The 26,916-nt window shown below is 65.8% G+C and carries 26 protein-coding genes; 16 read left to right on the plus strand and 10 right to left on the minus strand.

Annotated features, from left to right (window positions below):
* Window position 1 precedes the first annotated feature (1 nt).
* The 3 genes from A5698_RS06915 to A5698_RS06925 are packed head-to-tail and all read right to left on the minus strand — an operon-like array spanning window position 2 to window position 3,050.
* Window positions 2-1,075 (minus strand): hydroxyacid dehydrogenase, encoded by a 1,074-nt coding sequence (locus A5698_RS06915; protein ID WP_068294816.1) that lies wholly within the window; start codon window positions 1,073-1,075, stop codon window positions 2-4.
* Window positions 1,072-2,187: a TauD/TfdA family dioxygenase gene (locus A5698_RS06920; RefSeq protein ID WP_067082531.1), complete on the minus strand. Its 1,116-nt coding sequence runs from the start codon at window positions 2,185-2,187 to the stop codon at window positions 1,072-1,074. The genes A5698_RS06915 and A5698_RS06920 overlap by 4 nt, the downstream gene beginning before the upstream one ends.
* 32 nt (window positions 2,188-2,219) lie before the next feature.
* The gene (locus tag A5698_RS06925) at window positions 2,220-3,050 is read right to left on the minus strand and encodes an HpcH/HpaI aldolase family protein (protein WP_502686656.1); all 831 of its coding nucleotides are present in this window, start codon (window positions 3,048-3,050) and stop codon (window positions 2,220-2,222) included.
* 38 nt (window positions 3,051-3,088) lie between these two features.
* Here A5698_RS06925 and A5698_RS06930 point away from each other — a divergent pair, with 38 nt between their 5' ends.
* The 3 genes from A5698_RS06930 to A5698_RS06940 are packed head-to-tail and all read left to right on the plus strand — an operon-like array spanning window position 3,089 to window position 5,969.
* The gene (locus tag A5698_RS06930; RefSeq protein ID WP_068294818.1) at window positions 3,089-4,234 is read left to right on the plus strand and encodes an acetyl-CoA acetyltransferase; all 1,146 of its coding nucleotides are present in this window, start codon (window positions 3,089-3,091) and stop codon (window positions 4,232-4,234) included.
* Window positions 4,234-4,665: a Zn-ribbon domain-containing OB-fold protein gene (locus tag A5698_RS06935; RefSeq protein WP_067082524.1), complete on the plus strand. Its 432-nt coding sequence runs from the start codon at window positions 4,234-4,236 to the stop codon at window positions 4,663-4,665. Before A5698_RS06930 ends, A5698_RS06935 begins: the two co-directional genes overlap by 1 nt.
* Window positions 4,662-5,969, plus strand: a complete 1,308-nt coding sequence (locus tag A5698_RS06940; RefSeq protein ID WP_068294821.1) for an amidohydrolase family protein — start codon at window positions 4,662-4,664, stop codon at window positions 5,967-5,969. Before A5698_RS06935 ends, A5698_RS06940 begins: the two co-directional genes overlap by 4 nt.
* Window positions 5,970-5,984: 15 nt before the next feature.
* Here A5698_RS06940 and A5698_RS06945 read toward each other — a convergent pair whose 3' ends face one another.
* On the minus strand, window positions 5,985-7,553 hold the full coding sequence (locus tag A5698_RS06945) for a class I adenylate-forming enzyme family protein (protein ID WP_068294824.1): 1,569 nt from the start codon (window positions 7,551-7,553) through the stop codon (window positions 5,985-5,987).
* Window positions 7,554-7,608: 55 nt separating this feature from the next.
* On the opposite strand from A5698_RS06945, the gene A5698_RS06950 reads away from it, so the two are divergent.
* Entirely contained in the window at window positions 7,609-8,508 is a 900-nt protein-coding gene (locus A5698_RS06950; protein ID WP_068294827.1) for an SDR family NAD(P)-dependent oxidoreductase, read from the plus strand.
* 3 nt (window positions 8,509-8,511) lie between these two features.
* On the opposite strand, the gene A5698_RS06955 is transcribed toward A5698_RS06950, so the two are convergent.
* The gene (locus tag A5698_RS06955; protein WP_068294831.1) at window positions 8,512-9,330 is read right to left on the minus strand and encodes an enoyl-CoA hydratase/isomerase family protein; all 819 of its coding nucleotides are present in this window, start codon (window positions 9,328-9,330) and stop codon (window positions 8,512-8,514) included.
* A 103-nt stretch (window positions 9,331-9,433) separates the two neighbouring features.
* Here A5698_RS06955 and A5698_RS06960 point away from each other — a divergent pair, with 103 nt between their 5' ends.
* The 10 genes from A5698_RS06960 (at window position 9,434) to A5698_RS07005 (ending at window position 18,672) form a co-directional block, all read left to right on the plus strand.
* Window positions 9,434-10,693 carry a hotdog family protein gene (locus A5698_RS06960; protein ID WP_068294834.1) on the plus strand — a complete coding sequence of 420 codons (1,260 nt, stop codon included), beginning with the start codon at window positions 9,434-9,436 and terminating at the stop codon, window positions 10,691-10,693.
* Between the two features lie 7 nt (window positions 10,694-10,700).
* Window positions 10,701-11,507: an enoyl-CoA hydratase/isomerase family protein gene (locus A5698_RS06965; protein ID WP_068294837.1), complete on the plus strand. Its 807-nt coding sequence runs from the start codon at window positions 10,701-10,703 to the stop codon at window positions 11,505-11,507.
* Between the two features lie 7 nt (window positions 11,508-11,514).
* Window positions 11,515-12,762: an acyl-CoA dehydrogenase family protein gene (locus A5698_RS06970; protein ID WP_068294840.1), complete on the plus strand. Its 1,248-nt coding sequence runs from the start codon at window positions 11,515-11,517 to the stop codon at window positions 12,760-12,762.
* Window positions 12,759-13,571: an enoyl-CoA hydratase/isomerase family protein gene (locus A5698_RS06975; protein WP_068294843.1), complete on the plus strand. Its 813-nt coding sequence runs from the start codon at window positions 12,759-12,761 to the stop codon at window positions 13,569-13,571. The genes A5698_RS06970 and A5698_RS06975 overlap by 4 nt, the downstream gene beginning before the upstream one ends.
* Window positions 13,568-14,368: an enoyl-CoA hydratase/isomerase family protein gene (locus tag A5698_RS06980; protein WP_068294846.1), complete on the plus strand. Its 801-nt coding sequence runs from the start codon at window positions 13,568-13,570 to the stop codon at window positions 14,366-14,368. Before A5698_RS06975 ends, A5698_RS06980 begins: the two co-directional genes overlap by 4 nt.
* A complete protein-coding gene (locus tag A5698_RS06985) occupies window positions 14,365-15,810 on the plus strand; it encodes a class I adenylate-forming enzyme family protein (RefSeq protein WP_068294849.1) in 1,446 nt (481 codons plus the stop codon). Before A5698_RS06980 ends, A5698_RS06985 begins: the two co-directional genes overlap by 4 nt.
* A gap of 415 nt (window positions 15,811-16,225) precedes the next feature.
* A complete protein-coding gene (locus A5698_RS06990) occupies window positions 16,226-16,885 on the plus strand; it encodes a hypothetical protein (RefSeq protein ID WP_068294852.1) in 660 nt (219 codons plus the stop codon).
* 92 nt (window positions 16,886-16,977) lie between these two features.
* The gene (locus A5698_RS06995) at window positions 16,978-17,322 is read left to right on the plus strand and encodes a hypothetical protein (RefSeq protein WP_068294908.1); all 345 of its coding nucleotides are present in this window, start codon (window positions 16,978-16,980) and stop codon (window positions 17,320-17,322) included.
* 1 nt (window position 17,323) lies between these two features.
* Complete coding sequence (locus A5698_RS07000) at window positions 17,324-17,917, plus strand: SDR family oxidoreductase (protein WP_068294855.1); 594 nt, start codon at window positions 17,324-17,326, stop codon at window positions 17,915-17,917.
* An 11-nt stretch (window positions 17,918-17,928) separates the two neighbouring features.
* Complete coding sequence (locus A5698_RS07005) at window positions 17,929-18,672, plus strand: SDR family NAD(P)-dependent oxidoreductase (RefSeq protein WP_231967320.1); 744 nt, start codon at window positions 17,929-17,931, stop codon at window positions 18,670-18,672.
* An 11-nt stretch (window positions 18,673-18,683) separates the two neighbouring features.
* Here the strand turns inward: A5698_RS07005 and A5698_RS07010 are convergent, their stop codons facing one another.
* Window positions 18,684-19,910 carry a cytochrome P450 gene (locus A5698_RS07010; RefSeq protein WP_068294860.1) on the minus strand — a complete coding sequence of 409 codons (1,227 nt, stop codon included), beginning with the start codon at window positions 19,908-19,910 and terminating at the stop codon, window positions 18,684-18,686.
* A 205-nt stretch (window positions 19,911-20,115) separates the two neighbouring features.
* Between A5698_RS07010 and A5698_RS07015 the strand changes: the two genes are divergently transcribed.
* The gene (locus A5698_RS07015; RefSeq protein ID WP_068294914.1) at window positions 20,116-20,640 is read left to right on the plus strand and encodes a TetR/AcrR family transcriptional regulator; all 525 of its coding nucleotides are present in this window, start codon (window positions 20,116-20,118) and stop codon (window positions 20,638-20,640) included.
* Between the two features lie 147 nt (window positions 20,641-20,787).
* Window positions 20,788-21,921: an amidohydrolase family protein gene (locus A5698_RS07020; RefSeq protein WP_231967322.1), complete on the plus strand. Its 1,134-nt coding sequence runs from the start codon at window positions 20,788-20,790 to the stop codon at window positions 21,919-21,921.
* On the opposite strand, the gene A5698_RS07025 is transcribed toward A5698_RS07020, so the two are convergent.
* From A5698_RS07025 to A5698_RS07040, 4 genes are read right to left on the minus strand one after another with little or no spacing between them, the layout of a single operon-like run.
* Window positions 21,918-23,462, minus strand: a complete 1,545-nt coding sequence (locus A5698_RS07025; RefSeq protein WP_068294867.1) for a class I adenylate-forming enzyme family protein — start codon at window positions 23,460-23,462, stop codon at window positions 21,918-21,920. The two genes, A5698_RS07020 and A5698_RS07025, sit on opposite strands and share 4 nt — an antisense overlap.
* Entirely contained in the window at window positions 23,462-24,661 is a 1,200-nt protein-coding gene (locus tag A5698_RS07030) for an acyl-CoA dehydrogenase family protein (protein WP_068294869.1), read from the minus strand. The genes A5698_RS07025 and A5698_RS07030 overlap by 1 nt, the downstream gene beginning before the upstream one ends.
* Window positions 24,658-25,644: an acyl-CoA dehydrogenase family protein gene (locus A5698_RS07035; RefSeq protein WP_068294872.1), complete on the minus strand. Its 987-nt coding sequence runs from the start codon at window positions 25,642-25,644 to the stop codon at window positions 24,658-24,660. Before A5698_RS07035 ends, A5698_RS07030 begins: the two co-directional genes overlap by 4 nt.
* 6 nt (window positions 25,645-25,650) lie before the next feature.
* A complete protein-coding gene (locus A5698_RS07040) occupies window positions 25,651-26,844 on the minus strand; it encodes an amidohydrolase family protein (RefSeq protein ID WP_068294881.1) in 1,194 nt (397 codons plus the stop codon).
* Window positions 26,845-26,916: the final 72 nt, after the last annotated feature.

Genomic DNA, 26,916 nt, shown 5'->3' on the forward strand with positions numbered 1-26,916 from the left:
CTCACTCCACAGCTGCCGTGTCGCGGGCGGTCGGCCGGACGCCCAGGATCTCTTCGAACCGGTCGCAATAGCGGGGCCACACCTCCGGGTTGAGTAGCCGCGGTGGCATGTCCCCGGAGAAGATCGTCTGCCACTGACTGGCGGTGGCGACCGCGATATCACGAGCCGCCTCGACGGTAATGCCCGCGACATGTGGTGTCGCGACGACGTTGTCGAGCCGCAGCAGCGGGTTGTCGTGCCTCGGCGGTTCCTCGTGGAATACGTCGAGCCCCGCCCCGGCGATGTCACCGGCGACGAGGGCGTCATAGAGGGCCGCTTCGTCGTGTACCGGGCCGCGTGCGGTGGTGATGAAGTACGCGGTCGGCTTCATCGCGGCGAATTGCGTTCGCCCGAGCAACCCTCGCGTCTCGGCGGTCAGCGGACACGTGACCTGAACGAAGTCGGATCTTTCGACCAACTCGGAAAGGTCCACTCGAACCGCGCCCCTCGAGTGGGCGGTCGCGTCGTCGACGTAGGGATCGAAGACCAGGACCTCCATTCCGAATGGAGCGCACAACTGAACGAGCCGTCCTCCGATGGCGCCCAATCCGACGACTCCGAGCGTCTTTCCGAACAACTGTGTGCCCCGCAACGCCAATCGATCGCCGAGCGGACCGCTGCGCAGCGCCCGGTCGGCGGCGGTGATCTTCTTGGCCAGATCGAGCATGAGACCGAGCGCATGTTCGGCGACCGCCTCGGCGCCGGGACCGGAGTTGTTGCACACCGCGATCCCCGCGCGGGTGCACGCCGCGACGTCGATCACGTCGTAGCCCGCCCCCGCCGAACACACGGCAAGCAACTGTGGGCAGCGATCCACCAGAGGCTGCCCGACCAGCCACTGCGCGCCGTCGTCGATCGAGGCGACATCCGTTCTGGTGGCGACCTGATATCCGTGCGCGGATTGCAGTGCCGCCCAGCCTTGTTCATCAGAGGCTTGGAGGTCGAGCTTGACGAGCTCGATGTCGGCCCCCGCCAGGATGTCTCCTGCGACCTGATCGGTCCACCTCTCGTAGACCAGTCGCGGACGGATTGTCATCGCTTGATTTTTGGCTTCGCTTGAGCCGCCTTGAACATGTCGGCCAGAGCGGGGTCGACGTTCTTGTAGTCATTGCGTGCGATCGTGCCGTCGCGTCCCGGAACGGGGTCATAACCGAGGCGCAGGTCTTTGTTCTCCATGTGGAAGTACTCCCGCCCGACGGGGAGGCGGCGATCCTCGCGCGGAACCTCCATCCAGGCCCGCAGAAAGCAGCGTGCCTTCTTGGGGTCGGTGCTGCTGACGAAGTCCGAGCGGGAGTGGCACATCGCGAAGTTGTTGGCGACGGCGGCCTCACCGGACTCCAACCGGAACTCCACCTGCTGTTCGACCAGGATGTTGCGCAACAACTCGATGGCCTCGTTCTGTTCGGGGGTGAACTCGCGGCCGAGGGTGTGCATGGCGGGCAAGATGCTGCTGTAGGTGAAGTTGATGCAGATGCGACCGTCGATCTGCGAGAAGACCGGCACGTCGTAGGGGGTCACGTCCGGTTGATCGTCGGGTTGCTCGCTGCGCCGGTGATGCGGGAAGCCTTGGTAGAGCACGGGGAGCAGGTCGGGACGCTCGTTGAGGATCCGGTTGTGTGCGGCCGGACCGCTGGCGAACTGGCTTTCACCACCCTCGGCCGCGGGGTACACGCAAAGCAGCGACAGGATGTCGGCCGCATCGTTGTGCATCGCAAGCTCGGCCCTGGACTTGGTGCCACGCGCCGGTTGCACGCCGTTGGGCAGCACTTCCTCCTGCACGCGCACCATGCGGTGGCCGAAGGAGTTGTTCGACACCAGGTAGCCGAGGTGTGTGCAGAACGCCCAGTAGATGCGTTCCAGGTCCTCGATCGAATGCTGCTCGACGGGGAAACCGCGGACGCACGCCAGGCCCCGTCCGAACATCAGCTCCCGGTACAGCCGCGCGAGGTCCTCGTCGAGATCCGGATGCCGGGCATCCTCAGGCGTGATGTCGTCGCGATCCTTGTGGGCGGTCTTGGCCAGAATGGATTCCAGCGCCGCGACATTGCGTGACGACAGGTCGAAGGTGAAGTCCTCTTTGCTGCTGAAGTCCGCGCCGGTCCATGCCATGGGGTCGGTGACTTGCTCGGTGTAGATCGCGGTGGGCATCCGTCCTCCTGTTGTCGTGACGAGGCTCTCGGTTATCGGCTCGCCGCGCGCCTCTCGAGCTCCCGCAGGGCATGCGCACGGGCGGTGGCGGCCTCGGTCATCATCCCGACGTCGGTTCCCGCCGAGATGAATCGCAGTCCCAGCCCCGCAAAGCGTTCCAGCAGGTCAAGAGACTTGATCCCAGCCACTCCCAGTGCCACGCCGTGTGCACGACAGGCCGCTGCGACAGAGTCTACTGCACGGTGGAAATGCTCATTCTCATATTGGCCGTGGATACCCATCTCGGCCGTCAGGTCGCTGGGCCCCAGCAAGACCATGTCCACCCCCTCGACGGCCGCGATCTCGTCGGATGCCGCCACCGCCTCGGGCGTTTCGATCATCACCGCCACCACCGTGTGACGCTCGAGTTCGACCGTGAGTTCGGCGGCCGGACGAGGTGCGTAACCGCTCACCGCGTTCGGTCCGGAGATGGACCGATGGCCGACGGGCGGGAAGCGGGCCGCGTCGACGACAGCCTGCGCTTCCCGCGCCGAGTTCACGTGCGGCACAATCACTCCGACCGCACCCGCGTCGAGTACGCGCGCGATCACGGTGGGATCGTACGACGGTACTCGGACGAGGCCGGAGATACCGGTGCCGAGAGCGGCCACACAGAGCATTCCCGCCGTTTCGAGCGAGCACGAGGTGTGTTCGAGATCGACATAGACGGCGTCGTATCCGCTGGCGGCCGCAATTGCCGGCACGTCGGGCGTACGGGCATTCAGCAATGCGAGACACAACACCAGGCGGTCGCCCCTCAAGGCATCTCGCAGAGGTCCCGGCACCCACCCACGGTAACCGAGCGAGAACGATGATTCCACCATGGCGTTAACGCCATTATCGCCTGTGGTAACCATTACGTATGTCCGAGAACCGGGTCGCGGTGGTCGGCGCCGCGCTGTCCGATTGCGGGCGGGTGCCAAACAAGACGGCGATGGCGCTGATGGCGCAGGCCGCGCGGCGAGCCGTCGCAGGTGCCGGACTGACGAAGGACGACATCGACGGCTTCGGCGCGCACGGGACACTGTTGCCACCCATCGAGGTGAGCGAGTACCTGGGCCTGCGACCGACCTGGGTCGACGCCACCAACGTCGGCGGATCCTCGTGGGAGGTCATGGGGCGGCACGCCGCCGCGGCCATCGCGGCCGGCGAGATCGACGTGGCCCTGTTGACCTACGGTTCGACCGCACGCTCGGACGTCAAGCGCCGGGTGCGGGCCTCGGCCGCGGCGCTGAGCACCGGCGGCGCGATGCAGTTCGAAGCGCCCTACGGCGCCACACTGATCGCCAAGTACGCCATGGCGGCCAGGCGCCACATGATCCAGTACGGGACGACAGAGGAGCAACTGGCCGAGGTAGCCGTCGCCGCTCACGAGTGGGCGGCAATGAACGAGAACGCCTTCGAGCGCGACCGGATCACCGCCGAAGATGTCGCCGCCGCGCCGATGCTCGCCGAGCCGTTCACGTCGAAGCACGTATGTCTGCGAACCGACGGCGGCGGCGCGGTCGTGCTCGCCAGCGAGAGGGTGGCGAAAAGCTGTGCGAAGGAGCCGATCTGGATACTCGGCGCTGCAGACGCCGCATCGCACGTGAGCATGAGCGAGTGGCCCGATTTCACGACATCGGCTGCCGCACAATCGGGTCCGCGCGCGTTCGCGCGAGCTGGGGTGGCCCCGGCGGACATCGACGTCTGTCAGCTTTACGACTCGTTCACCTCGACCGTCCTGCTGACCGTCGAAGATCTCGGGTTCTGCGCCAAGGGTGAGGGTGGTCCGTTCATCGGCTCCGGAGCGCTCCGTCCGGGCGGCGCGCTGCCCACCAACACCGACGGCGGCGGGCTGGCGTCGTGTCATCCCGGGATGCGCGGAATGTTCCTGATGGTCGAGGCGGTTCGGCAACTGCGCGGCGAATGCGGTGAACGGCAGGTCGAGGGCGCGCGCCTCGCATGTGTGCACGCGATGGGCGGGTTCTTCACCCACAGCGCGACGATGATCCTCGGGAGGCAGTGATGCAGTCGCCCAGCGGTCCGAACCGTCCGACCATCGACAGCGACAGCGACAGCTGGTGGACAGCAGTTCAGGAGCGCATGCTGATGATCAACGCATGCGGCTCCTGCGGACGAAACTCGCTGTACGCCCGGCCCTTCTGCCCTCACTGCTGGAGCGAGGACGTGCGTCTCACGCGGGCCACCGGACGGTCGCGCCTATACACGTGGAGCGTCATCCACCAGAACGTCGCACCCTTCGACGCCGTGCCCTACGTCGTCGCGATGGTCGACCTGGAAGAGGGTCCCCGCCTGATGACCGAGATCGTCGACTGCCCGGCCGAGCGGCTCAGTGCGGGCATGCAATTGGAGATCGGCTTCCGCGAGGACGACGACGGATTCGTGGTACCGGTTTTTCGACCGGCGACTGAAAGCACAGAGAGGAACCGGAAATGAACAAGGACGACATGATCTTGATCAGCGTCGATGATCACATCGTCGAGCCGCCCGATATGTTCAAAAATCATCTGCCGAAGAAGTACATCGATGAGGCGCCGCGGTTGGTGCACAATCCGGACGGGTCGGATACCTGGCAGTTTCGTGACACGGTGATTCCGAATGTGGCGCTCAACGCGGTGGCGGGTCGGCCCAAGGAGGAGTACGGCCTGGAGCCGCAGGGGCTCGATGAGATCCGGCCCGGGTGTTGGCAGGTTGATGAGCGGGTCAAGGACATGAACGCCGGCGGCATTTTGGGGTCGATGTGTTTTCCGTCGTTTCCGGGGTTCGCGGGTCGGTTGTTCGCCACTGAGGATCAGGAGTTTTCGCTGGCGTTGGTGAAGGCTTACAACGACTGGCATGTTGAGGAGTGGTGCGGGGCCTATCCGGCGCGGTTCATTCCGATGACGTTGCCGGTGATCTGGGATCCGGTGGAGTGCGCCAAGGAGATCCGGCGCAACGCTGAGCGTGGTGTGCATTCGTTGACGTTCACCGAGAACCCGGCGGCCATGGGATATCCGAGTTTTCACGATTTCGAGCATTGGAAGCCGATGTGGGATGCGTTGGTCGACACCGAGACGGTGCTCAACGTGCACATCGGCTCGTCGGGACGCTTGGCGATCACGGCTCCGGATGCGCCGATGGATGTGATGATCACCCTGCAGCCAATGAACATCGTCCAAGCCGCGGCGGATCTGTTGTGGTCGCGTCCGATCAAGGAGTATCCGACACTCAAGATCGCGCTCTCGGAGGGTGGTACGGGGTGGATTCCGTACTTTTTGGAGCGGGTGGATCGCACCTTTGAGATGCATTCGACGTGGACGGGCCAGGATTTCGGGGGCAAGTTGCCCAGCGAGGTGTTCCGCGAGCACTTCTTGACCTGTTTCATCGCTGATCCGGTCGGGGTGGCCACCCGCGGCGCGATCGGTATCGACAACATCTGCTGGGAGGCCGACTACCCGCACAGCGATTCGATGTGGCCCGGCGCCCCCGAACAGCTCGACGAGGTCCTCACCGCCAACCATGTGCCCGACGACGAGATCAACAAGATGACCTACCAGAACGCGATGCGCTGGTATCACTGGGATCCGTTCACCCACATCACCCGCGAACAAGCCACCGTCGGCGCACTCCGCAAAGCCGCCGAAGGCCACGACGTCTCCATCCAAGCCCTGTCGAAGAAGGAGAAGACCGGCGATGCGTCGGACTGGCAGGCTCAGATGAAGAAGGCCACCGCCAACGTCAGTGGCGATACCGGCGATTGACGAACGGCGGTCGACTCAACCGGCGACGGTGAGGCGGTCGGCGAGTACCCGCGGCCGACCCTCCGAACGCGCCTCCAGGGTATTGCGTTGCACCTTGCCGTTGGCGTTGAGCGGCAGGGGCTCATCCCAGAACACCAACTCCTCGGGCAGCTTGTATTTCGGCATTCCGTCCCCGACGAGGGCATCCGCCACGTCGGCGAGCGATATCTCGACGCCGTCGTCGAGCATCAAGGCAACCGCCAGCCGTTCACCGGTGGTGGCGTCCGGAACCGAGTAGGCCGCGCACTCTCGCACACCCGGGATCCGCGCCACCGCCTCCTCGACTTCCGCCGCGGGGATCTTCATTCCGTTGCGGATGACGATGTCCTTGATCCGGCCCACGATCCGCACGCGGTGTTCGCTGACCTCGGCCACGTCACCGGTCCGGAACCACTCCCCGTCGAACGCGTTCAGATCGTCCTCGGTGTCCGTGTAACCGAGGAAGGCGTGCGGGCCCTTGATACAACACTCGCCCGGGTCCCCCGCCGACCCCACCCGCACGTCGACGTCCTGCAGCGCGACACCGTCATCCGCATGACGTACCGCCCTGCTCTCGGCGCGCAGCCCCGACGTGCTGACCGGCACCTCCGACGATCCGTACGCCCGCATCACGACAATGCCGAAATCGTCTTCAACCCGTTCGACGATGCGTCTGTCGAGCATCGTGCCACCGAGATACACCGCCCGCAGCGGCACGACGCTCCCCCTGGCGACCGCTTCGTCGAGCAGCCGGTCGAGCAGCCGGTCCGGACCGCCGTACCACGTTGCGCCCGAGGACAACAGAAGGTCACACGTCGCGGCGGGATCCCACCGATCCTCGAGCACCACCGGCACGGCGAGCATGGGCCCGATGAACAGAGCCTGCAGCACGCCGGTGACCGAGGCGAGCGGGCTGATGAGGAAGATGCGGTCGTCCCGGCCGAGTCCGGCGGCGGCGATGTAGTTGGCCGATGCCTTGGTAAGGGTGCTCAGCGAATGGATGACGCCCTTGGGCCGAGACGTCGTGCCGGAGGTGTAGAGAACGAAGGACGGCTCGTCGGCGGGCCGCTGGGGCCCGTCGCTCACCGATGTCTCCGACGTGCGGAAGATGTCGATCCAGGTGCACGCGTCCCGCAAGGGTGCGTCACCCGCGGGAGGCCAGTTCGGGGCCAGGCCGAACCGGGCCCCGGTACGGGCGACGATGTCGGCGACCTGTGTCGCGCCCGCGCTGCGCGGCGCGAGCAGTACCACCGCGTCGACACGGATGGCGGCGTGCACGGCGACGACCGAACCGATGTCGTTGCCGACCACGACAACGATGGGCGTCGTCGCGCCGACGCCGGCGTCGCGAAGCGCGCGGGCCGCCCGATCGACCTGCTCATCCAGTGCTGCGTAGGTTAATTCGGCACCGCGATCGATCAGCGCCGGCCGTGCCGGATACCGCTGAGCAGCCGACCGCACGACGTCGAGCGGCCGGTCCGACCAGAAGCCGGCGGCACGGTAGCGGGCCCTGAGACCGCCCGCTCGTTCCCGCGCGTGTCGCAGCAGCTCGGTGGCCGCGCTCATGGTGTCCTCCGATGCAAATACAGATTCTCGTCAACGTAAATGTAACCTCTCAAGCATGGCGTCAGATCAATACTCTTCGCGAGAGCGCTCATCGACATTGACCTTCGATGATCAGGTTGCCGTTGTCACCGGCGCGGGCGGAGGGCTCGGCCGCTGTCACGCACTCGAACTCGCCCGCCGTGGTGCCCGCGTCGTGGTCAACGATCTCGGCACCGCGGTCGACGGGCAAGGCGCCTCGATCTCGGCGGCGCAAGCGGCCGTCGACGAAATCACCGCCGCGGGCGGCACCGCGATCGCCAACGGCGACTCCGTCGCGACGGAGGACGGTGGCGCGGCGATCGTCGCGGCGGCGATGGACGCCTTCGGACGGCTCGACATCCTCGTCAACAATGCGGGCATCCTCCGCGATGCAGCGTTCAAGAACATGACCGCCGAACAGGTCGACGCGGTGATCTCGGTCCACCTGGCCGGCGCTTTCAACGTGACCCGGGCCGCGTGGCCCATCATGCGCGAGCAGAACTATGGACGGATTGTTCAAACCACCTCCGGCACAGGCCTGTTCGGCAACTTCGGCCAGGCCAATTACGGTGCCGCGAAGATGGGGCTGGTCGGGATGATGCATGTGCTGGCGATCGAGGGGGCGCGAAATGGCATCGCCATCAACGCCGTCGCGCCGATCGCGCGTACCCGGATGACCGAGGACATCATGGGTGAGGCGGGCAAGGCGATGGACCCAGAGTTGGTGACACCCGTGGTGGTCTACCTGTCGCACCGGGACTGCGATCGCACCGCTCACATCTATTCGGTGGGCGCGGGCAAGGTGTCGCGGGTGTTCATCGGTGTCACCAAGGGAATCGAGAACCGCTCACTCACAGCCGAATTGGTGGCAGGATCGATCGACGAGATCGACGACAGCACCACCTTCACCATTCGTGGCGGTCCTGCGAACGGGTGACCGTCAGCGGCCCTGAAAGTTCGGCGGCCGGCGCTCTGCGAACGACCGTAGACCCTCCTGCAGGTCGGCGGTCCACGACACCACCTCCTGCGCCCATGCCTCCTGTTCGAAGGCCCGGTCGCGCCCCGATTCCGACGACACGGACAACAGGCGCTTGGTCAGTGCCAGCATGACGGTAGGGCCCGCGGCCAGGCGACGGGCCAGTTCCTCGGCGACCGCGTCGGTCTCCTCCGGCGCCACGACACGGTTCACCAACGTGAGGCGCTCGCAGGTCGCGGCGTCGACGGGTTCTCCAAGCATCAGGAGTTCGGCGGCCTTGCGCAGTCCGACAATCCTGGTCAGCAGATGTATCGCGCCCGCGTCCGGCAGGATGCCGCGGTGCACGAATGCCTCCACCAGGCGCGCCTCGGTGGACATGACGACCAGATCGCAGGCGAGCACCAAGCTGGCGCCGGCACCCGCAGCCACCCCCTTGACCGCGGCGACCACCGGTTTGTCACAATCGAGCACCGCGCAGATTAGTCGCTGATAACCCTTCTGCAGCATCAACGCGACGTCTCCGGGCTTCTTCTCCGCGGTGGGCTGTGCCGATTGCGGGCCCAAACCCGCACCCGAGCAGAAGTGCCGGTCCCCCGTCGCCCGCAACAACACGCTTCGCACCGAAGGATCGTCATCGGCCTTCTCGAACGCGTCCGTGAGAGCTTCACGTGCCAACGGGGACAACGAGTTTGCGGCATCGGCACGGTCGATGGTGATCCGGCAGACACCATCGGATCCAACCGCGCTCTCGATGCCCGACCGGTCTTGAGTCAACTCGCTCACCCCTGCGTTAACGACGTTTCCGTTTTTCGGGTATCTTAATTTCCGCCGACGCCCCCGGGACAATTTGTGCCGAACTGAGGAGGCCCGAACTGAGGAGGCATGCGTGACCCAGTCCTCGGCAACGGGCCAAATCACGGATGAGGGATTGGCCAGATTGCGCGCCCGCATCGGCGTCGCCGTGCCACACACTCAACCTCCGCACTACCGCCGGCCCAACGAGGACACGTTCCGGATCGTGGCGGAAAGCTACGGCGACGCGAACCCGCTGTGGTCCGATCCCGAGTACGCGACGAAGTCGGTCTGGGGTGAACCGATCGCGCCGCCCGCGCTGATCGGCGGCGACACGTTGATCGGCGAGGACGAGGTCACCGAACTCTCCCAGGAGGACCGGGAGCTGACCACCGGTGACCCGCTGCGCGGTGTTCACGCCTTCTACGGCGGGTCCTCGCGCGAGTGGTGGGCGCCGCTGCGCGCGAACCGGCGAGTCTTCCGACGCAACGCCCTTGTCGCCGCGCTGGACAAGAGCAGTGAGTTCGCCACCCGGGCTGTGCACGAATGGTCGGCGCAGGTGTTCGCCGACGACGTCGGCGTCATACTCGGCGGCCAGTACCGGAACATGATCCGCACCGAACGCAGCAAGGCCAGGGGACGCAAGAAGTACGAAGACGTGGACGTCAAGACCTGGAGCGCCGACGAGATCGCCGAGATCGACGCCCGGTACGCCCGCGAGACGCCCCGAGGCGCCGAACCGCGTTGGTGGGAGGACGTCGCCGAGGGGGACGAGATCGGCCCGCTCACCAAGGGTCCGCTCACCGTCACCGACATGGTGTGCTGGCACGTCGGGATGGGCATGGGCATGTACGGCGTCCGGCCCCTGAGGCTGGCCTGGCAGAACAGGCAACGGATTCCGCGGTTCTACACACCCAACGAGCACGGAGTCCCCGACGTCCAACAGCGGGTGCACTGGGACCCGAGCGCCGCGCGCAACGCGGGCAACCCGACGACATTCGACTACGGTCGCATGCGCGAGACGTGGCTGATCCATCTGTGCACGGACTGGATGGGCGACGATGCCTGGCTGTGGAGACTGGATTGTGAGTTCCGGTTGTTCAACTACGTCGGCGATCTGCACACCATCACCGGCACCGTCACCCGCAAGTACCTGGCCGACGGGGACCGTCCGGCGGTGGACCTGGACCTCGCGGCGACCAATCACCGCGGCGAAGTCACCACGCCGGGACATGCCACGATCCTGTTGCCCAGCAGGCAGCGGGGCCCCGTCCGCCTGCCGGAACCGCCCGGCGGGGCGACCGACCTCGCCGATCTGCTGGTGGCGGTCTCGAACCGATTCACCGAACAGTGAGCCGGCCGTGACGTATCCGAACGTTCCCGGACTCCGGGCAGAGCAACAGGGCCCGGTTCTGCGGCTGACCCTGGACCGGGCGGACCGCCGCAACGCGGTCAACGACACCATGCTCGACGCGATGATCGGGCACCTGTCCCGGTGCGGCACCGACGAATCGGTTCGCGTCATCCGTATCGACGCCGAAGGTCCGGACTTTTGCGCCGGCGCCGATCTGGTGGCCAACAACGCCACGTCGGAACGCAAACCGCGCGTGGGGAGCACGCAGCGGCGGCTGCCCAACAAGGCCAACAGGCTCATCCCGTTACTGCTCGAGACCCAGGTGCCCGTCGTCGCTGTGGTTCGCGGCTGGGCGGCCGGCCTGGGTTTCCACCTCGCGTTGGCGTCCGACTTCTGTCTGGCGGCCTCGGACGCGGTGTTCTGGGAACCCTTCATGGCGCGCGGCTTCACGCCCGACAGCGGTGCAGCCTGGTTGCTGCCTCGACTCGTCGGGATGGTTCGCACCCGCCAGCTGTTGATGCTCGGCGAGGAACTCTCCGGGACCACGGCCGCGCAGTGGGGCATCATCCACCGCGCCTGCCCTGACACTGAACTCGACCGTACGGCAGCGGATCTCGTCAATCGGCTCGCCGCCGCACCCACGGTCGCGCTCGGCCTCACCAAGTGGCTGCTGCACAGCGGCAACGGCCTGGATCTCGATCGTCATCTCCAGAACGAGGCGATGGCCCTCGAATTATCGAGTCGCAGCGATGATTTCAAGGAAGGCCTGGCCGCCTTCCGGGACAAGCGGCCCCCGGAGTTCAAGGGTCGTTGAGGCGAACATGACAGCACTACCGATCAGCGCAGACACCGCCGCCGATGACGCCGTCGAGGTGGTGCGGCAGTGGGTCGCGGCTGAGGTGCCGGCCCAATGGCGCGCCGCGGCGGCCGAGGGTCCGGCCGCCCTGAGAGCCGTGCGGAGCCCCGCCGATTACCGACGGTGGTACCCGACCTTTGCCCGAAGCGGCCTGGTGGCGCCGACCTGGCGCCCGGAACACGGCGGCCTCGGTATCGGTAACAACGTGGCTCGCGCCGTCGAGAACGTGCTCGCGCCGCTGCGGCTGACCCGGCTCAACCCGTTGGGCCTCAACAACGCCGCCGCTGCGCTCTTCAGCCACGGAACCGAAGAGCAACGGCGACGCTTCCTACCGCCGATCGTCCGAAACGAGGAGAAGTGGTGTCAGCTCTTCAGCGAGCCCGGCGCGGGCTCAGACCTCGCGTCGTTGGCGACCCGGGCGGTGCGCGACGGCGATCAATGGGTGATCTCCGGACAGAAAGTGTGGACGACCTGGGCGGATGAGGCGGACTTCGCGATTCTGCTCGCCCGCACCGATCCCGATCAACCGAAACACAAAGGCATCACGTACTTCCTGCTCGACATGCACCAACCCGGCGTCGAGGTGCGGCCCCTGCGTCAGATCACGGGTGAGGCGGAATTCAACGAGGTCTTCCTCGACGGCGCGCGGGTGCCGGACGCCCACCGGGTCGGAGAGGTCAACGACGGATGGCGGGTCAGCGCGTCCACCCTGTCGAGTGAGCGTCAGATGGTTTCGGGCTCCGGATCGGGCGGCATGGGCAGGCTCGGCGGGTCCGGTGCGGAACGGCTGATCTCACTGGCCAGGGAAACCGGCCGATGGGACGATCCCGTGATACGCAACAGGATCATGCGTCTCTGGGCTCAAGAACTGATCCGCGGATGGACGAACGCCCGTGTGCGCGCGGCACTCTCGGCCGGTCAATCCCCCGGTGCTGCCTCTTCGATCGGCAAGGTCCACCAGGCCACACTCAACCAGCAGATCCAGGATCTCATGGTCGACCTGCTGGGCACCGCCGCAGTGGCGTGGCCCGCCACCGACGATCCGGATGCGATGCCCCGCGAGGTGCAGGGCATGATGCGCAGCCTCGCCAACGGCACCGAGGGTGGCACGACCGACATCAACAAGAACATCCTCGGCGAGCGCGTACTCGGGTTACCCAAGGAGCCGGATCCGTGGAAAGGGAAACCCTGGAAGGAGATTCCGCGCTCTTGACCGAATTTGAGCGGTTGATCGTCGAGAAGTCGGATGGCGTTGGGTGGCTCGTGTTGAATCGGCCCGAGGCCGGCAATGCCTTCGACGCGTTGATGCTGGACGAACTCGAGACCGCATGGGCACAGCTGGATGCCGACCCCGACGTGCACGTGATCGTCAACGTCGCGAACGGCAATGCGTTCTGTACCGGGATGGATGTGGTCCAGGTCGCGCGCGACAAGCAGGCCATGCGACGCCATTCACGACGTACGCGCGACGCCGAGCTGAAGATCTCCTCGTGGCACTGCGGTGTGTGGAAGCCGGTGATCGCCGCGGTGAACGGGGTGTGCGCGGGCGGTGGTCTGCATCTGGTCGCCGACGCGGACATCGTCATCGCTGCGGAGGAAGCGACATTCGTCGACCCGCATGTCTCGGTGGGTCAGGCGGTCGCCTACGAGGCCATCACCCTGCTGCGGAAGTCGCCGATGGAGGCCATCACGCGGATGACGCTGAGCGGCAAGGGTGAGCGGATATCGGCCCAGCGCGCATACGAGTTGGGTATCGTCTCGCAGGTCGTGGCGGCCGGCGAGCTACGGGCGGCGGCCGCCCAGTTGGCGGCCGCGGTCGCGACCAACTCGCCCACCGCCATGCGGGCCACCAAGAAGGCGTTGTGGCATTCCCTGGAAGTCGGGCTGTCGGAGGCCAAGGCTGCGGCCGCAGAGGAGATCTGGCGGCTGCGGAACCACCCCGACCATGCCGAGGGCGTACGCGCGTGGCGGGAAAAGCGCCCGGCCGCCTGGCAACCGCTCGAACCGGTGGAGGCTTCGTGAGCTATCAGAGGTTGATCATCGAACGGCGCGGCTCCGTCGGCTGGATCATCAACAACCGGCCCGATCGACTCAACGCCTACGACGCGCAGATGCGCAAGGAATTCCCCGCCGCATGGGCCGAGTTGGACGCCGACCCCGAGGTGCGGGTGATCGTGCACACCGGCAACGGCAGGGCATTTCAGGTCGGCGCCGACGTCGACGATCTCGACGGTGAGGGGATCAAACAGTACCAGGAGACCATGCAGACGCTGGACCTGAATCTGACCGGCTGGCACTGCAATGTGGGCAAGCCCGTGATCACCGCGGTCAACGGCGTATGCGCCGGAGGCGGACTGCACTGGGTCGCCGACGCCGACATCGTCATCGCGGCGTCGGATGCCACCTTCGTCGACCCGCACGTCTCCATCGGCCAGGTCAGCGCTCTGGAGACGATCGCGCTGATGCGCAAGGTGCCCGCCGAGGCGGTGTTACGGATGGCGCTGGTCGGCAGCCACGAACGACTCACCGCGCAGCGCGCATATGAGCTCGGCATGATCAGCCAGATCGTCGACCCGCCCGACAAGCTTCGCGATGTCGCCCAAGAGCTCGCCGAGAAGGTCGCCAGAAACTCACCGGCCGCGATGCGGGCCACCAAACGCGCGCTCTGGGGAGCACTCGAACACGGGCTGACCGACGCCTGCCGTGAGGGGGCCAAGCACCTGACGTCGATGTGGGGCCATCCGGATCAGGACGAGGGTCCGAAAGCGTTCGCCGACAAGCGAACACCACGGTGGCTTCCCCTGGAGCGGGACTCGTGAGTCTCTCCGACCTGCTGGACGATCTGCCGGACATCGCGGTGCACACTCTGGCGGTCGACGTGTCTCGGGCAGATCTGATCGCGAGCGTGGACCGCCTGGCGACGGTTCTCACCGAAGGCGGGCTGATGCCCGGTCACGTGGTCGCGGCGATGCTACCCAACGACGCCACCACGGTCGCGGCGCTGTTCGGTGTCTGGCGTTCCGGTGGTGTCTACACACCGCTCAATCCCAGGGCTGCCGACGCCGAGGTAGCCGCTGCGCTCCAAACCCTCGAACCGGTCGCGGTGATCACGACACCTGAACTGGCCGATCGCTTCTCGGGGTTCGCGTTGCCGGTCGTCACCGGGTCGAGCTTGGCGTGGTCGGTCACGCCGCACTCCAACTCGGCTGACGAGGCTCGGCGGTACGACGACGATGTGGCGCTGTTGCAGTTCACCTCGGGCACGACAGGTCCGCCGAAGCCGGTGCCGCTACGCCACTCCACGGTGCTGGACCTGATCGACCGGCTGCTGGACAAGCTTCGGGGGTCGAAGCGTGGCCCCCGGAACACGGCGCCGATGCCCAATCTGGTACCGCTCTCACTGTCTTTGTGGGCGGGTATCTACCAGGTGCTCTTCGCTTTTCGCGCGGGCTCCGGTGTCGTGTTGATGGACAGGTTCTCGGCCGCGGACTTCGCAGCGCTGGTGAAGCGCCACCAATTACGATCCACGGTCTTGCCACCCGCCGCGTTGACGATGGTGCTCCACGACGATTCGGTCACCGACCTGTCCCCCCTGAAGATCGTCCGCTCGATCACCGCTCCCCTGTCTCCCGTCCAGGCGGCCCGCTTCCGCGACAAGTTCGGCGTGCTCGTCCTGAACAGCTACGGCCAAACGGAACTCGGTGGCGAAGTCGTCGGATGGTCGGCCGCCGACGCCCGCGAATGGGGGGAGACGAAACTCGGTTCCGTCGGACGCCCGCTTCCGGGCATCGACGTCACGATCGCAGACGACGAGGTCATGGTCCGCACACCGACGACTGCCGCCCGCAAGATCGACCCCGCGTTCCTCGACAGGCTCACCGATGACGGGTGGTTTCACACCGGCGACCTCGGTTGGTTCGACGACGACGGATTCCTGTGGCTCGACGGGCGCGTCTCGGACATGATCAACCGCGGCGGGCTCAAGGTGTTCCCCGGCACCGTCGAAGAGGTGCTGCTGGCCGTCGACCGCGTGCGCGAGGCGGCCGTGGTCGGCGTTCCCGACGAACGACTCGGCGAGGTTCCGTGGGCTTTCGTCGTGCGCGCCGACGACCGGGTCAGCGAGGATGAGCTGATCACGTGGTGTCGCGAGCGCCTGACCCCCTACCGTGTTCCTGTGCGGGTGGTCTTCGTCGAACGACTGCCGCGCAACGACGTCGGCAAGGTCGTCAAACGCGAACTTCTCACCCTCGCCGACGCGTAATGCGAGGCCGGCACGGCCGACCGGCGCCCCTACGCCTCTGCCGGAAATAGTTCTTCTCACTTATGAGAACGGTGCTACTCTCTGTCGGCATTGTGCTTTGCCGGCGGACGAAGGAGCCATCGATGTGGCAGGAACTGGTCCGACTGACCGTGACCTGGGTCGTCATGTGCGGACTCGTCGCGTTCTTCTACTGGATGCTGGGCAACATCGGCACGTTCTGATCGATCGTGTTCTTGATCGAGCACTGTGAGGAGAATCATGGATGATCAGGATCGACGGCGTAAGCGCGGTTTGATCGCGTTTCAGATCTTTATCTACGGCGTGCTGATCGCGATGTTCGCGATTCAGGTTCAGATGTTTTTCACCCGGGACTGGTGACCCGATGACATCGATAAGCGGAGATCGGTCGATCACCATGGATGAGCACGAGGAAGAGACGCGGGCGGCCCAACGACGCGCCGATCGATGGTGCATCGCCGGCACCGCACTCATGGGCACCCTGGTTCTCGGCATCATCGGTCTACCCGTGTTCTGCCGTGGCATTTATCTGTTGCGCAAGGCCCAGCGCGACGGCTTGTCGGTCCGGCCGATGATGGTGACGCTCATCGGATACGTCATCATCCTTGACGCCGCGCTCAACAGTATCGGCTGGGCTCTGGACCTGTTCGCCAACCACGCCCTGATCACGCGCACGGTCTTCACCGCGTGGGGCAACCTCATCGACGCGGGCTACTTCTGGCATTACAACGAACTCTGGATCGGCGGTGCGGGTGCACCGGGCGAGAAGGCCTGGGTGATGGTGTGCGTGCTGATCGCGTTCCCCATGCGGATCGCGGCCGCGATCGCGCTGTTGCAGATGAAGCGATGGGGCCACCAGTGGACCATCGTGACGTGCTGGTTCGGGATCATCGTGTGGACCGGATACATCCTCAACATGACGATGTACGCCGACGTCCGGTACACGGCGGTCGGACTTCCGGTGTTCGGATGGTGGGCGTTCAACATCTTCTACATCACGCCCTTCCTGGCCATCCCGTACCTACATACCGTCAACCGCGAAATCTTCTCCGACTAGCAGCTGAAAGGACCATCGTGACCAACTCCGCTGTGGAGCCGAAGGATCCGGCCGAGTCGCTACCGTTGGGTACCACCCCCACCTGGGCGCGAATGCACAAGTGGCTCAAGCGCGGCCTGCTGGTATGCCTGTTCGGCTTGGTCATCGAGGGGTCGCTGACCGTTCCGGTGATGGCGGTCTGGTACGGGTGGCCGACGTTGTCGCTGAACGAGATCTGCAGCGAGCTTTTGAAGGTGCGTTTCTCCGATGACAGTCTGGAGTGCCAACAGCCCTATCCGATCGGCGGCCCACCGTTCGGGGGCGCACCCGAAGCGGCAGGCCAGCAGACCGCGCGTGACGAGTGGGGCGTCCAGCCCAAGCCGAGATACGAAAGCATCGGGTTTCGCGAACTGGTCAGGATTCACGCAGAACGCGTCGCGTCCCAGTCGAGCCGGTGACGTGGCCTCCTCCACAGCGGTGGTGGGCCTGCCGGGTCAGCTCTCATATGCGCTCGCAACGGAACTCGGCGCGGTCATTGTGGCACCGGGAGCCGAGCTATCCGAGAACACCACGTGCGTGGTCATTGTCATGGATCCCTGCCCGCCGCCGGTCGACGTAGTAGCTCTGAGTGGTGATGATTGGCGTCGTCTCGTCGACGAAGCGATGTGGCGTACGCTCACCGCGCTGCAACAGGCACGCGCGGGCTTTTCGGCCGGCGGGCGGATCGTCGTCGTTGTCCCCACGATTGGGATGGTGGGCGCCCCAGGCCTCGTTGGGTACACAACCGCGGTGGAGGGTATCCGCGCGATGGTGAAATCGTGTGCCCGGCAGTGGGCTTCGCAGGGTATCGGCGCCAATCTCGTCGCCGTGCCGCTGTCCATGTTCTCCGACGACGCCATCGCGGCCGGGCATCTGACCGCCGCGGCCGTCAAGGACGACTCGACCCTGATGCACACCGTCGCCGCGTCGGTGAAGTTCCTGCTTCGGCCCGACCTCGACCATCTCGCCGGAGAGACGATCGTCGCCGACGGCGGATCGGTGATGTTGCCATGAACCTCACCGGCATGACCGCCATGGTCACCGGTGCCGGCGGCGGGGTGGGCCGCGGCATCGCGATGGCACTGGCCTCCGAGGGCGCCCATGTCGTCGTCGCCAGCAGGTCCGAGACCGGGCAGGCGGTCGTCGACGAGATCGCCGCACGAGGTCATCACGCGACGTGGGCGCGCTGTGACGTGACCGACTCCGACTCCGTCGCCCGAGCCGTCGACCTCGCCGTGACGACGACCGGACGACTCGACGCGGTGGTGCACAACGCCACGAGCACTCTGTCCAGCCAACCGCACCAGTTGACCGACGTCGACCGCGCGCTGTGGACCCACCACTCCTCGGTGTCGCTGGGCGGTGCCCACCACTGCGCGGTCTCGGCCTTGCCCGCTTTGCGGGAGGGCGGCGGGACCTTCATCGTGATGACCTCACCGGCGGGCATGGAAGGCAGTGCGACGCTGCCGCTCTACGCCACGATGAAGGGAGCACTGCGCGGGTTCGCCAAGAGCCTCGCGCGGGAGTGGGCGCCCTACGGCATCACGGTCAACATCGTTTCGCCCCTGGCCTATTCACCCGCCATGACCGCAGCGATCGAGGCCGAGCCGGCCATGGAAGAGCGGCTGGCGCGACGGATACCGCTGGGGCGCATCGGTGACCCGGAGCGCGACATCGGTGCCGCGGTCGCCTTCCTGGTCGGCCCTGCGGCGCGCTATGTCACCGGACAGACATTGGGTATCGACGGCGGGCACTTCACCAGCCTCTAGCGCGGCTGTCGTCAACTGTTCCCGGCGAGGACGAGGTCCAGTCGCTCGAGTCGACGCACCAACAGGCTCGGCAGCCAGCGGCCGATGTCTGGGGCCTCGATGTTGGAGGTGCGCTGGATCAGTTGGCCGATCACGATTCTGGCCTCCAGCCGCGCAAGCGCGGCCCCCACGCAGAAGTGGGCGCCCTTACCGAAGGCGATGTGTCCCTTGGCGCCCACCCGGTCGAGCCGGAAGGTGTCGGGTTCGTCGAAGTGTGCCCGATCGCGATTAGCCGCACCCCACAGCAGCAACAGCCGCGATCCGGCGGGGAGCTCCGCGCCGCACAGCTCGGTATCGCGCGTGACATGGCGATAGTGGCCGCGGAACGGAGGCTCGAAGCGAAGGACCTCCTCGAGGAACGCCCCCAGCAGTTCGGGCCGGTCTCGCAGCTGTTGTTGAATGTGCTTCTGGGTGGCGAGGATCCAGGCAGCCGACCCGATCAGTGACGCGGTCGATTCCCCGCCGGCGCTGAAGAGCGTGATCAACATGGCCAAAGCCCCGGTGTGGTCCACGATCCCCTCGGCACACGCCGCGGCCAGATCGCCCAGCAGATTGTCCTGCTCGGCAGGCGAGGCCTGGCCGAACTGTTCAGTGATGTAAGCACCTAGCTCCATGACGTCCTTACCCGCCGCCGCCAATTGCTCCTCGGTCACCAGCCCCTCGACGAACTGCGTGGCGGAGTAGCCCAACCGGGTGAGCATGTCGACATCGGAATCGGGAACACCGATGATTCGGCAGACGACCATCATCGGCAGCCGGTTCGCCATGGCCGCCATCCAGTCGATCGCGCCGCCCCGAACACAGGAGTCGAAGATGCCGGCGGAGGTGTCTGCGATGAACGGCTCGAGGTCGCGAATTCGCTTGGCGGCCAGCTGAGGTAACAGCGTCTTCCGGTGAATGGCGTGTGCGGGATCGTCAGCGGTCGCCAGTACCTGCATTGGCCCGCCGAGTTCGCCCATCGGGAATGCGGATACCGAGCCGTCTTGAAACGTCATCGTCGCCGTCAGATTCGACGAGAAGTCGTCGCAGCGCGTGACCGCCTCGTTCACCGCACCCCAACCACTCACGGCGAAGAATCCGGAGTCCCCGATGCGGTGGACGGATCCGGTCTGGTGCATCCGCGCGTACAGCGGCTGAGGGTCTTGGATGAACCGATCCTCGAACAGCGCGATCCCGAGCTCGCCATCCACGACATTCATGCCCCAACGCTGAGCGACGACCTCGCATCGCGTCAACGGATGAAGACGAAGTCGAAATGCGCTATCGGCGATTTCGGGCGCAAATGTCTCACCGCATTGCCGCATGCTGCGGAAATGCTGGAACATGCTCCGTATTTTGTCTCAGATCTGAGATCATGGTCGTTCTCGGACGAGGAGGCTGGTGCCGGTGCCCGACGACTGGGTGATGGGCCGCGACCGCCGCACCGCGGCGGCGGACCGAATCCATGCCGCCGCCACCGAGCTCGTCATCTCCGACGGGCTCGATGCCCTCGACATCGACAAGCTCGCCGCGCGGCTGCACTGTTCGCGGGCGACCGTATACCGGTACGCGGGAGGGAAGGCCGAGATCCGGGACGCGGTTCTGATGCGGCTCGCGGCCGGCGTGATCGAGACGGTCCGGCACGCGGTCGACGGACTCAGCGGTGCGGATCGCGTCACTGCCGCCATCGAAGTCGCCCTCGAGCAGATCAGATCCGACCCGATTCGCAAACTCGCGCTCCATGCACCGAAGGCGCCGGGATTGGCCGACCTCCACTCGTCTCCCATGCTCAGCCGGCTCGCCGCCGACCTCACCGGCATCACAGGCGACGATCCGCTCGCGGCGCAGTGGGTCGTACGCATCGTCGTATCGTTGGCGTTCTGGCCTCCCTCAGACTCGGGCACGGAACGGGAGATGCTTCGACGGTTCGTGGCTCCGGCCTTCACCTGAAGTAAACGGTTTCCGTCGCCGAACCAGCCCAGTGAGAATCTGTCTTCTCTTTCTGCGATAACATCGTTACCGTTGATGGATGCATGGTCCGAGAGGAGCCGACGGGTGAGCGTCAAACAGTTCGAGGTGTGGGATGCCGACAACCACATGTACGAGACCATCGACGCCTATACGCGGTATCTGCCCGAGAAATACTCGGAGGCATTGCGATTCGTCGACGTCAAGGGCCGCAAGAAGCTGCAGATCCTCGGTCAGATCACCGAAACCATACCCAATCCGACCTACGAGGTGATCCCGACGCCGGGGGCATGGGCCGATTACTTCCGGGGCATCAATCCGGAAGGCAAGACGCTGAGGGAGCTGGCCGCGCCCATCAGATGTCCCGACGAGTTCCGACGCCCCGACCTGCGCCTGGCGTTGATGGATCGCCAGGGCGTCGATGGCGCGGTGATGTTCCCGACCACGGCGGGCATGCTCGAGGAGCGCACGAAGTCGGACACCGAACTCACCCACGCGATCACACACGCGTTCAACCGCTGGCTGCTCGACGACTGGACGTTCAACTACCAGAACCGGATCTTCCCCGTCCCGGCCATCTCGCTCAACGATCCCGCGCTGGGTGTCAAAGAGCTCGAATGGTGCCTGGACAACTGCGCCAGGACGGTGCTGATCCGTCCGGCCCCGGTCCCGCGCGAAGACGGCACGTCGCGCTCGGCCGCTCTGCCCGAGTTCGATGACTTCTGGCGACTGGTCGAGTCGGCGGGCATCTCGGTGCAAATGCACAATTCGGACTCCGGCTATGAGCGCTACGTCGACGACTGGGAGGACCCGGCGGAGTTCAACGGATTCGCGCTGAGCAAGCTCCGGGGTTTCATCTACGAGGAGAGCCGGAATATCTTCGATACCCTCGCTGCCTTCATCGCTCACGGCGTGTTCGAGCGCTTCCCCGGGGTACGCATCGGGGTGATCGAGAACGGGGGCTCCTGGGCGCACCGCTTGTTAGATGTCTTCGACCGCGTGTATCACAAGCGGCCGTACGACTTCAGCGAGCATCCCAGCGATGTCTTCCGCAGGCACGTCTGGGTGAACCCGTTCCATGAGGAAGACATGTCGCACCTCATCGACATCCTCGGTGCGGACCGCGTGATGTTCGGTTCGGACTACCCGCATCCAGAAGGCCTCGCGGAGCCCGCGGACTTCGTCAAGGAACTCGAGGGTCTGCCCGCCGAAACCACCGCCCGAGTGATGGGCGCAAACCTCAAGCAACTGATCGGCGTCTAGCCGAGTCCACCGAACCGAGCACGCAACTCGTTCTTCAAGACCTTGCCGGTGAGGTTGCGTGGCAACGACTCCACCAGCTGGAGGCTCTCCGGAGACTTGTGCATGCTCAGACCTTGCGCCCGGCAGTGCTCGGCCAACATGGACAGCGTCACCTCGGTGCCGGGTCGCGCCACCACGACCGCGCACACCCGTTCGCCGGTGCGCGGATCCGGCACCCCGATGACCGCGACGTCGTCGATGGCGGGATGGCTGGCCAAGACGCCCTCGATCTCCAGCGCAGAGATGTTCTCCGCGTTGCGGATGATTGCGTCCTTGATGCGCCCGGTGATCGCGACGTTGCCGTCGTCGTCGACACGGCCTCGGTCGCCGCTGCGAAACCAGCCGTCGGCGTCGAAGGCATCGGCGTCCAGCGACGCATCGACGTAGCCGAGGAAGCACTGGGGACCCTTGAGTCGCAATTCGCCTTCTTCGCCCACACCTACTTCGCGTTCGTTCTCGTCGACCACGCGTATCGAGACCCCCGACACCGGCCGTCCGACGGTGTGATCGAGGACCTCGGGTTCGCCGTCCGGCGGCGGCGAGGTCACTACCGGAAATTCGGTCAGGCCCCACGAGTTCGCAATTCCCGCAACCGAAAGCGTCTCACGCACTTGGCGCCCCAGCTCGGGCGTGATCGGCGCACCTCCCCCGACACACCCACGCAGATCGGGGAAGAGCGGTTCGAGACCATGTTCCCGCTGCGCAGCCATGTAGGCGACGAAGAACGGGGTCGCCGAACCGAGCATCGTCGGACGGTGCGCGGCCACCGCCTTCGGGGTGGACACCGGATCGAAGGTGTCGAACAGGACCAGGCGCATACCGGTCAGCAGGCTGGCGGCCAGCATCGCAGCGCCGCCGATGTGCGAGACCGGAAATGCGATCGGGTTGATATCGCTGTTCGAGGCGCCGAACATGCCCACCACCCCGGCCGACCCGGCGATCACCGAGCGGTCACAGTGCCGGATACCCTTCGGCGCCGCGGTTGTGCCCGACGAGTAGTACACCCACCGCGCATCCTCGGCGTCCGTCGGCGGCGCCGGCAGAAGCGCCGGATCACCCGACGGCAGCCGAAGTTCCCCGGTGAGCGGCGCGCTGTGGTCGACCACCACGACCGTCATCGGGCGTTCGCGGGTCAGCTCGTCGGCGAGCGCGACATGGTCGAATCCGCGCCACACACCGGGAACGATGAAGACCTCGGCTTCGAGCTGCGCAGTGACGAAACGGACTTCGCTCTCGCGCCAAATCGGCAACACGGGGTTCTGGACCGCGCCGAGACGGGTCAGAGACACCATCACCACCATCGTCTCCAGGGTGGTCGGCAACTGCCACGTGACCACGGTGCCTCTGGTGACCCCGCGTTCGAACAACGCGGCGGCGGTGCGCTCCGCCGCGTCGTGCAACTGGCTGTTCGTCAGGCTGCGACCGTAGTCGTCGACGAGTACGACGCGGTCGGGGTGGTTCTGGGCCGCCGCTTGGATCAAACCCCAATAGGTTTGCGCCATCAGTGAGTCGGTAGGAGGAGCCGTCGTTTGGCCAGGATGTTGCGCATCATCTCAGAGCTGCCACCGGACACGGTGTATGCACGGGACCACAGCCAGCATTCTTTCAGACGCTGTTTGGCAAGCGCCACATCCGGATCGGCGGCGACGGTGCAGACCATCGTCGACAGCTGAGCGCCGTAGGCCGAAACCCGGTGATACGTCTCGGCGAAACTGAGCTTGGCGATCGAACCGTCGCCAGTCTGCTCGGCGCCGGCCACCAGGCGTTCGACATGGTCGTCGATGAACGCTTTCGCCACCTCGACCTCGACGGCCAAATCCGCGACGTGGTGCCGGATGTCGGCGTGTTGCAGTGCCGGCATGTCGTCGATGCGACCGTGACGGGCCACCGTGACCAGATCGTCGACGAGAAGTTCCAGGAGGATGACATTGCCGCCGATGCCGAACCGTTCGAAGTCCAGGCCCGCCATGATGATCGACCAGCCCTGGCCGGGCTCTCCGATCAGGCCGTCGGCAGGGATCGTCACATCATCGAAGAAGACCTCGTTGACCTCGATCGCCTCGTTGATCGTTCGGATCGGCCGGATCTCGATGCCCGGTGAGGCCAACGGCACGATGATCGCGGACAGCCCGTGATGACGCGACGATGACGGGTCGGTGCGGATCAGGGCCAGGCCCATGTCGGCCCAGTGCCCGTCGGTGATCCACGTCTTCTGTCCGTCGATGACCCATGACCCGTCGGGCCGTTGCGTGCCCCTACAGCGCACGGCGGCGATATCGCTGCCCGCATCGGGCTCGCTGAGCAGCTGACACCAGACGTGCTCGCTGCTCCGGATCGGCGGTAGCAGAGTGGATTTCTGCTCATCGGAACCGAAATGCAGTAGCACGTGGGCCGCCAGGTTGACCTGATCGACGGGACGCGGCGCGCGGGCACGCAGGATCTCCTCGGAGACGATCCGATCGTGCAGTGGGTGGTGATCGGCGCGGCCGCCGTATTCGACGGGCCAGTCCGCACCGACGAATCCCGCGTCGAACAGCGAGGCGAACCATTTGCGCAGCATCGCTTCCTGCTCAGCGGTTTCCGGCGCCCGGTGTCCCTCTCGGGCCTCGAACGCCGGTGCATGTTCGGCGATGTGTGCCCTGACGCGGTCTCGGAACTCGGCGAGCTCGGCCCCTGTGGGCCGAACATGCGGGACGCTCACCAGCCGGCCCCGTCTGCGAATAGGGCGCGACTGGAGCGCGCCGTGCCGAGTAGACAGGCGTTCGTGAATACTCGGCGCAGGTCATGGTGCAGCGGGTATTCCCAGGTGAATCCGATGCCACCCGACAGTTGCATGCACTCATCGACGGCCGCCGTGGCGTTGGCCGCGATGAAGGAATGTGCCGCGACGGACAATGCGACCGCATCACTCGGGGCGCTTTCGGCGGACAGCGCGCGGGCGGCCTTGGTGAGGACGGCGCGAGCCTTGGCCTCGAACACCAACAGCTCCACCAAACGGTGTTGTACCGCTTGGAAACTCGCGATCGGTGCACCGAACGCGATCCGTTCCTTGAGATAGGTGACCAGCCGCTCGAAGGTCGCCGAGAGTGCACCGAGCGAATCCGCACTCAGCAGGATCCTGGCCAGTGCGAGTAGTTGCTCCGCTCGTTCGGGTCCACCGATAGGCACGTTCTGCGCTCCGGAGAGGTCGACACGCCACACTGGCCGGTTGACGTCCAGCAACTCTTCGTCGGCTTCCCGGGGCAGGGTGTCTACCGCCTCGAACAGGTGAATTCCGTTGCCGCCGAACGTGACAATGATGTCCGCCGATTCGGCGCCCGACACTCGCGTGACATCAGCAGCCAAGGCGCAGGCCGCCGCACCGGTCCCATCGAGCATGGCGGGCAGCCACCGGTCACGCGCCTCGGGCGGTGCCGAACTCAACGCCGCAGCAGCGAGGACGCTGCCGAGCCAGTGCGTCGAGTTTCCCGCCCGTCCGAGTTCCTCGGCGATGACCGTCGTCTCCACTGGGCGCCACCCGCTGCCGCCGAGATCGTCGTCGACCAGCAGTCCCGTCCAGTCCATCGCCGCGAGGTCTTTGAGAGTGTCGTGCGTTCCACACCCGGCCAGGAAGTCTCGCGCCGCGCCACGTACCAGTTCGATGTCGACCGCATCGTCGAGGGCGGCATCTCCCTCAGTGCCCACCGGTGGTCAGCTCCGCAGCAGCAGCTGTTCGGCGTTGTCGCGCATGATGCGTCGCTTCGCCGCGTCGTCGAGCGGGTCGAGGAGTTTGAGGAAGTCCGCCGGTTCGGCCAGCCCCTCGGCGTGCGGGAAGTCCGAGCCCATCACCAGGACGTCGTCGTAACCCAGGCTGGTGACGATGCCCGGGATGTCGTCCTCGGGGTACGGCACAACGCGGACGTGTTGCCGGAAGATGTTCGACGGCCGCTCGGTGAGCTTGCCTCCGATCCACGGGCCGTTGCGGCCCATGCCGCGGCTCTTGTCCATGTGCTTGAGGAAGAACGGCACCCACTCGGCGCCGTGCTCGGCGACCAACACGTTGAGTTTCGGGAAGCGGCCGAACAGATTGTCGAAGATCAACGCCGAGAGCGTGTCCTCGATCGGCCGCTGACCGTAGATGTTCATCCACTGCCACGCCGACATGTGCCAGGACGCAGGGTCGGGATTGTGCCCCCAGGCAGGCGAGATCGCGTTGAAGTACCAGAACGGCATGATGTGGTACACGAGCACGCAGCCGGCCTCCTGCAGCCGGGCGTACACCGGGTCGAAATACGGATCGCCCGGCGAGCGCCCATAGGCGGGCCCGGTCGGCAGCATCACGAACTTTGCGCCCTCCGCGATGATCGCCTCGGTCTCGGCGATCGCCGAATCGAGGTCGCGCAGGGACAACAACGCGGTCGCGTAGATGCGTCCCTCGAAGTCGAAGCCCCACTCGTCGTCGATCCAGCGGTTGAACGACCGCAGATTCGCGTACAGCGCCGCCGTGTCGTCGACGTAGTGTTCGGCGGCCAGGGCCATTCCGCTCGGATAGATCACCATCCGCTCGACGTTCTGCTTGGCCATCACCGCGAGCCGCGCGGACCGTTCGATGTATTCCGGCTGCATGGGCTGTGGCTCGTAGGACTCCTCGGGGTTGCCCGAGCCCATCTGGCGCAGCATCTCCTTGAGGGAACCGGGGCGATACGCCACGTCCAGGCCGAGGCCGCCTTCGCTGTTGAACGTCGCGACGCGGTGACCGGCGAGAATCACCTCCACACCGTCAGCGCCCCGCACCGTCGTGATGGCCCGGTCCTTGAACTCCTCGGGTAGGTACCGGGTGAAGGCGTCGCGCGTCTCATAGCAGTGCGTGTCGCAGTCGAAAATGCCGTAATCAATGGTCGTCACCGCGCCGCTCCTTCGTGCGAGAATGCTTATTCTCTCTTTCAGGAAAAGATACTATCCTCGATCGGTAATGCC

The organism is Mycobacterium sp. E136 (genome assembly GCF_001666865.1).
Classification (GTDB): domain Bacteria; phylum Actinomycetota; class Actinomycetes; order Mycobacteriales; family Mycobacteriaceae; genus Mycobacterium.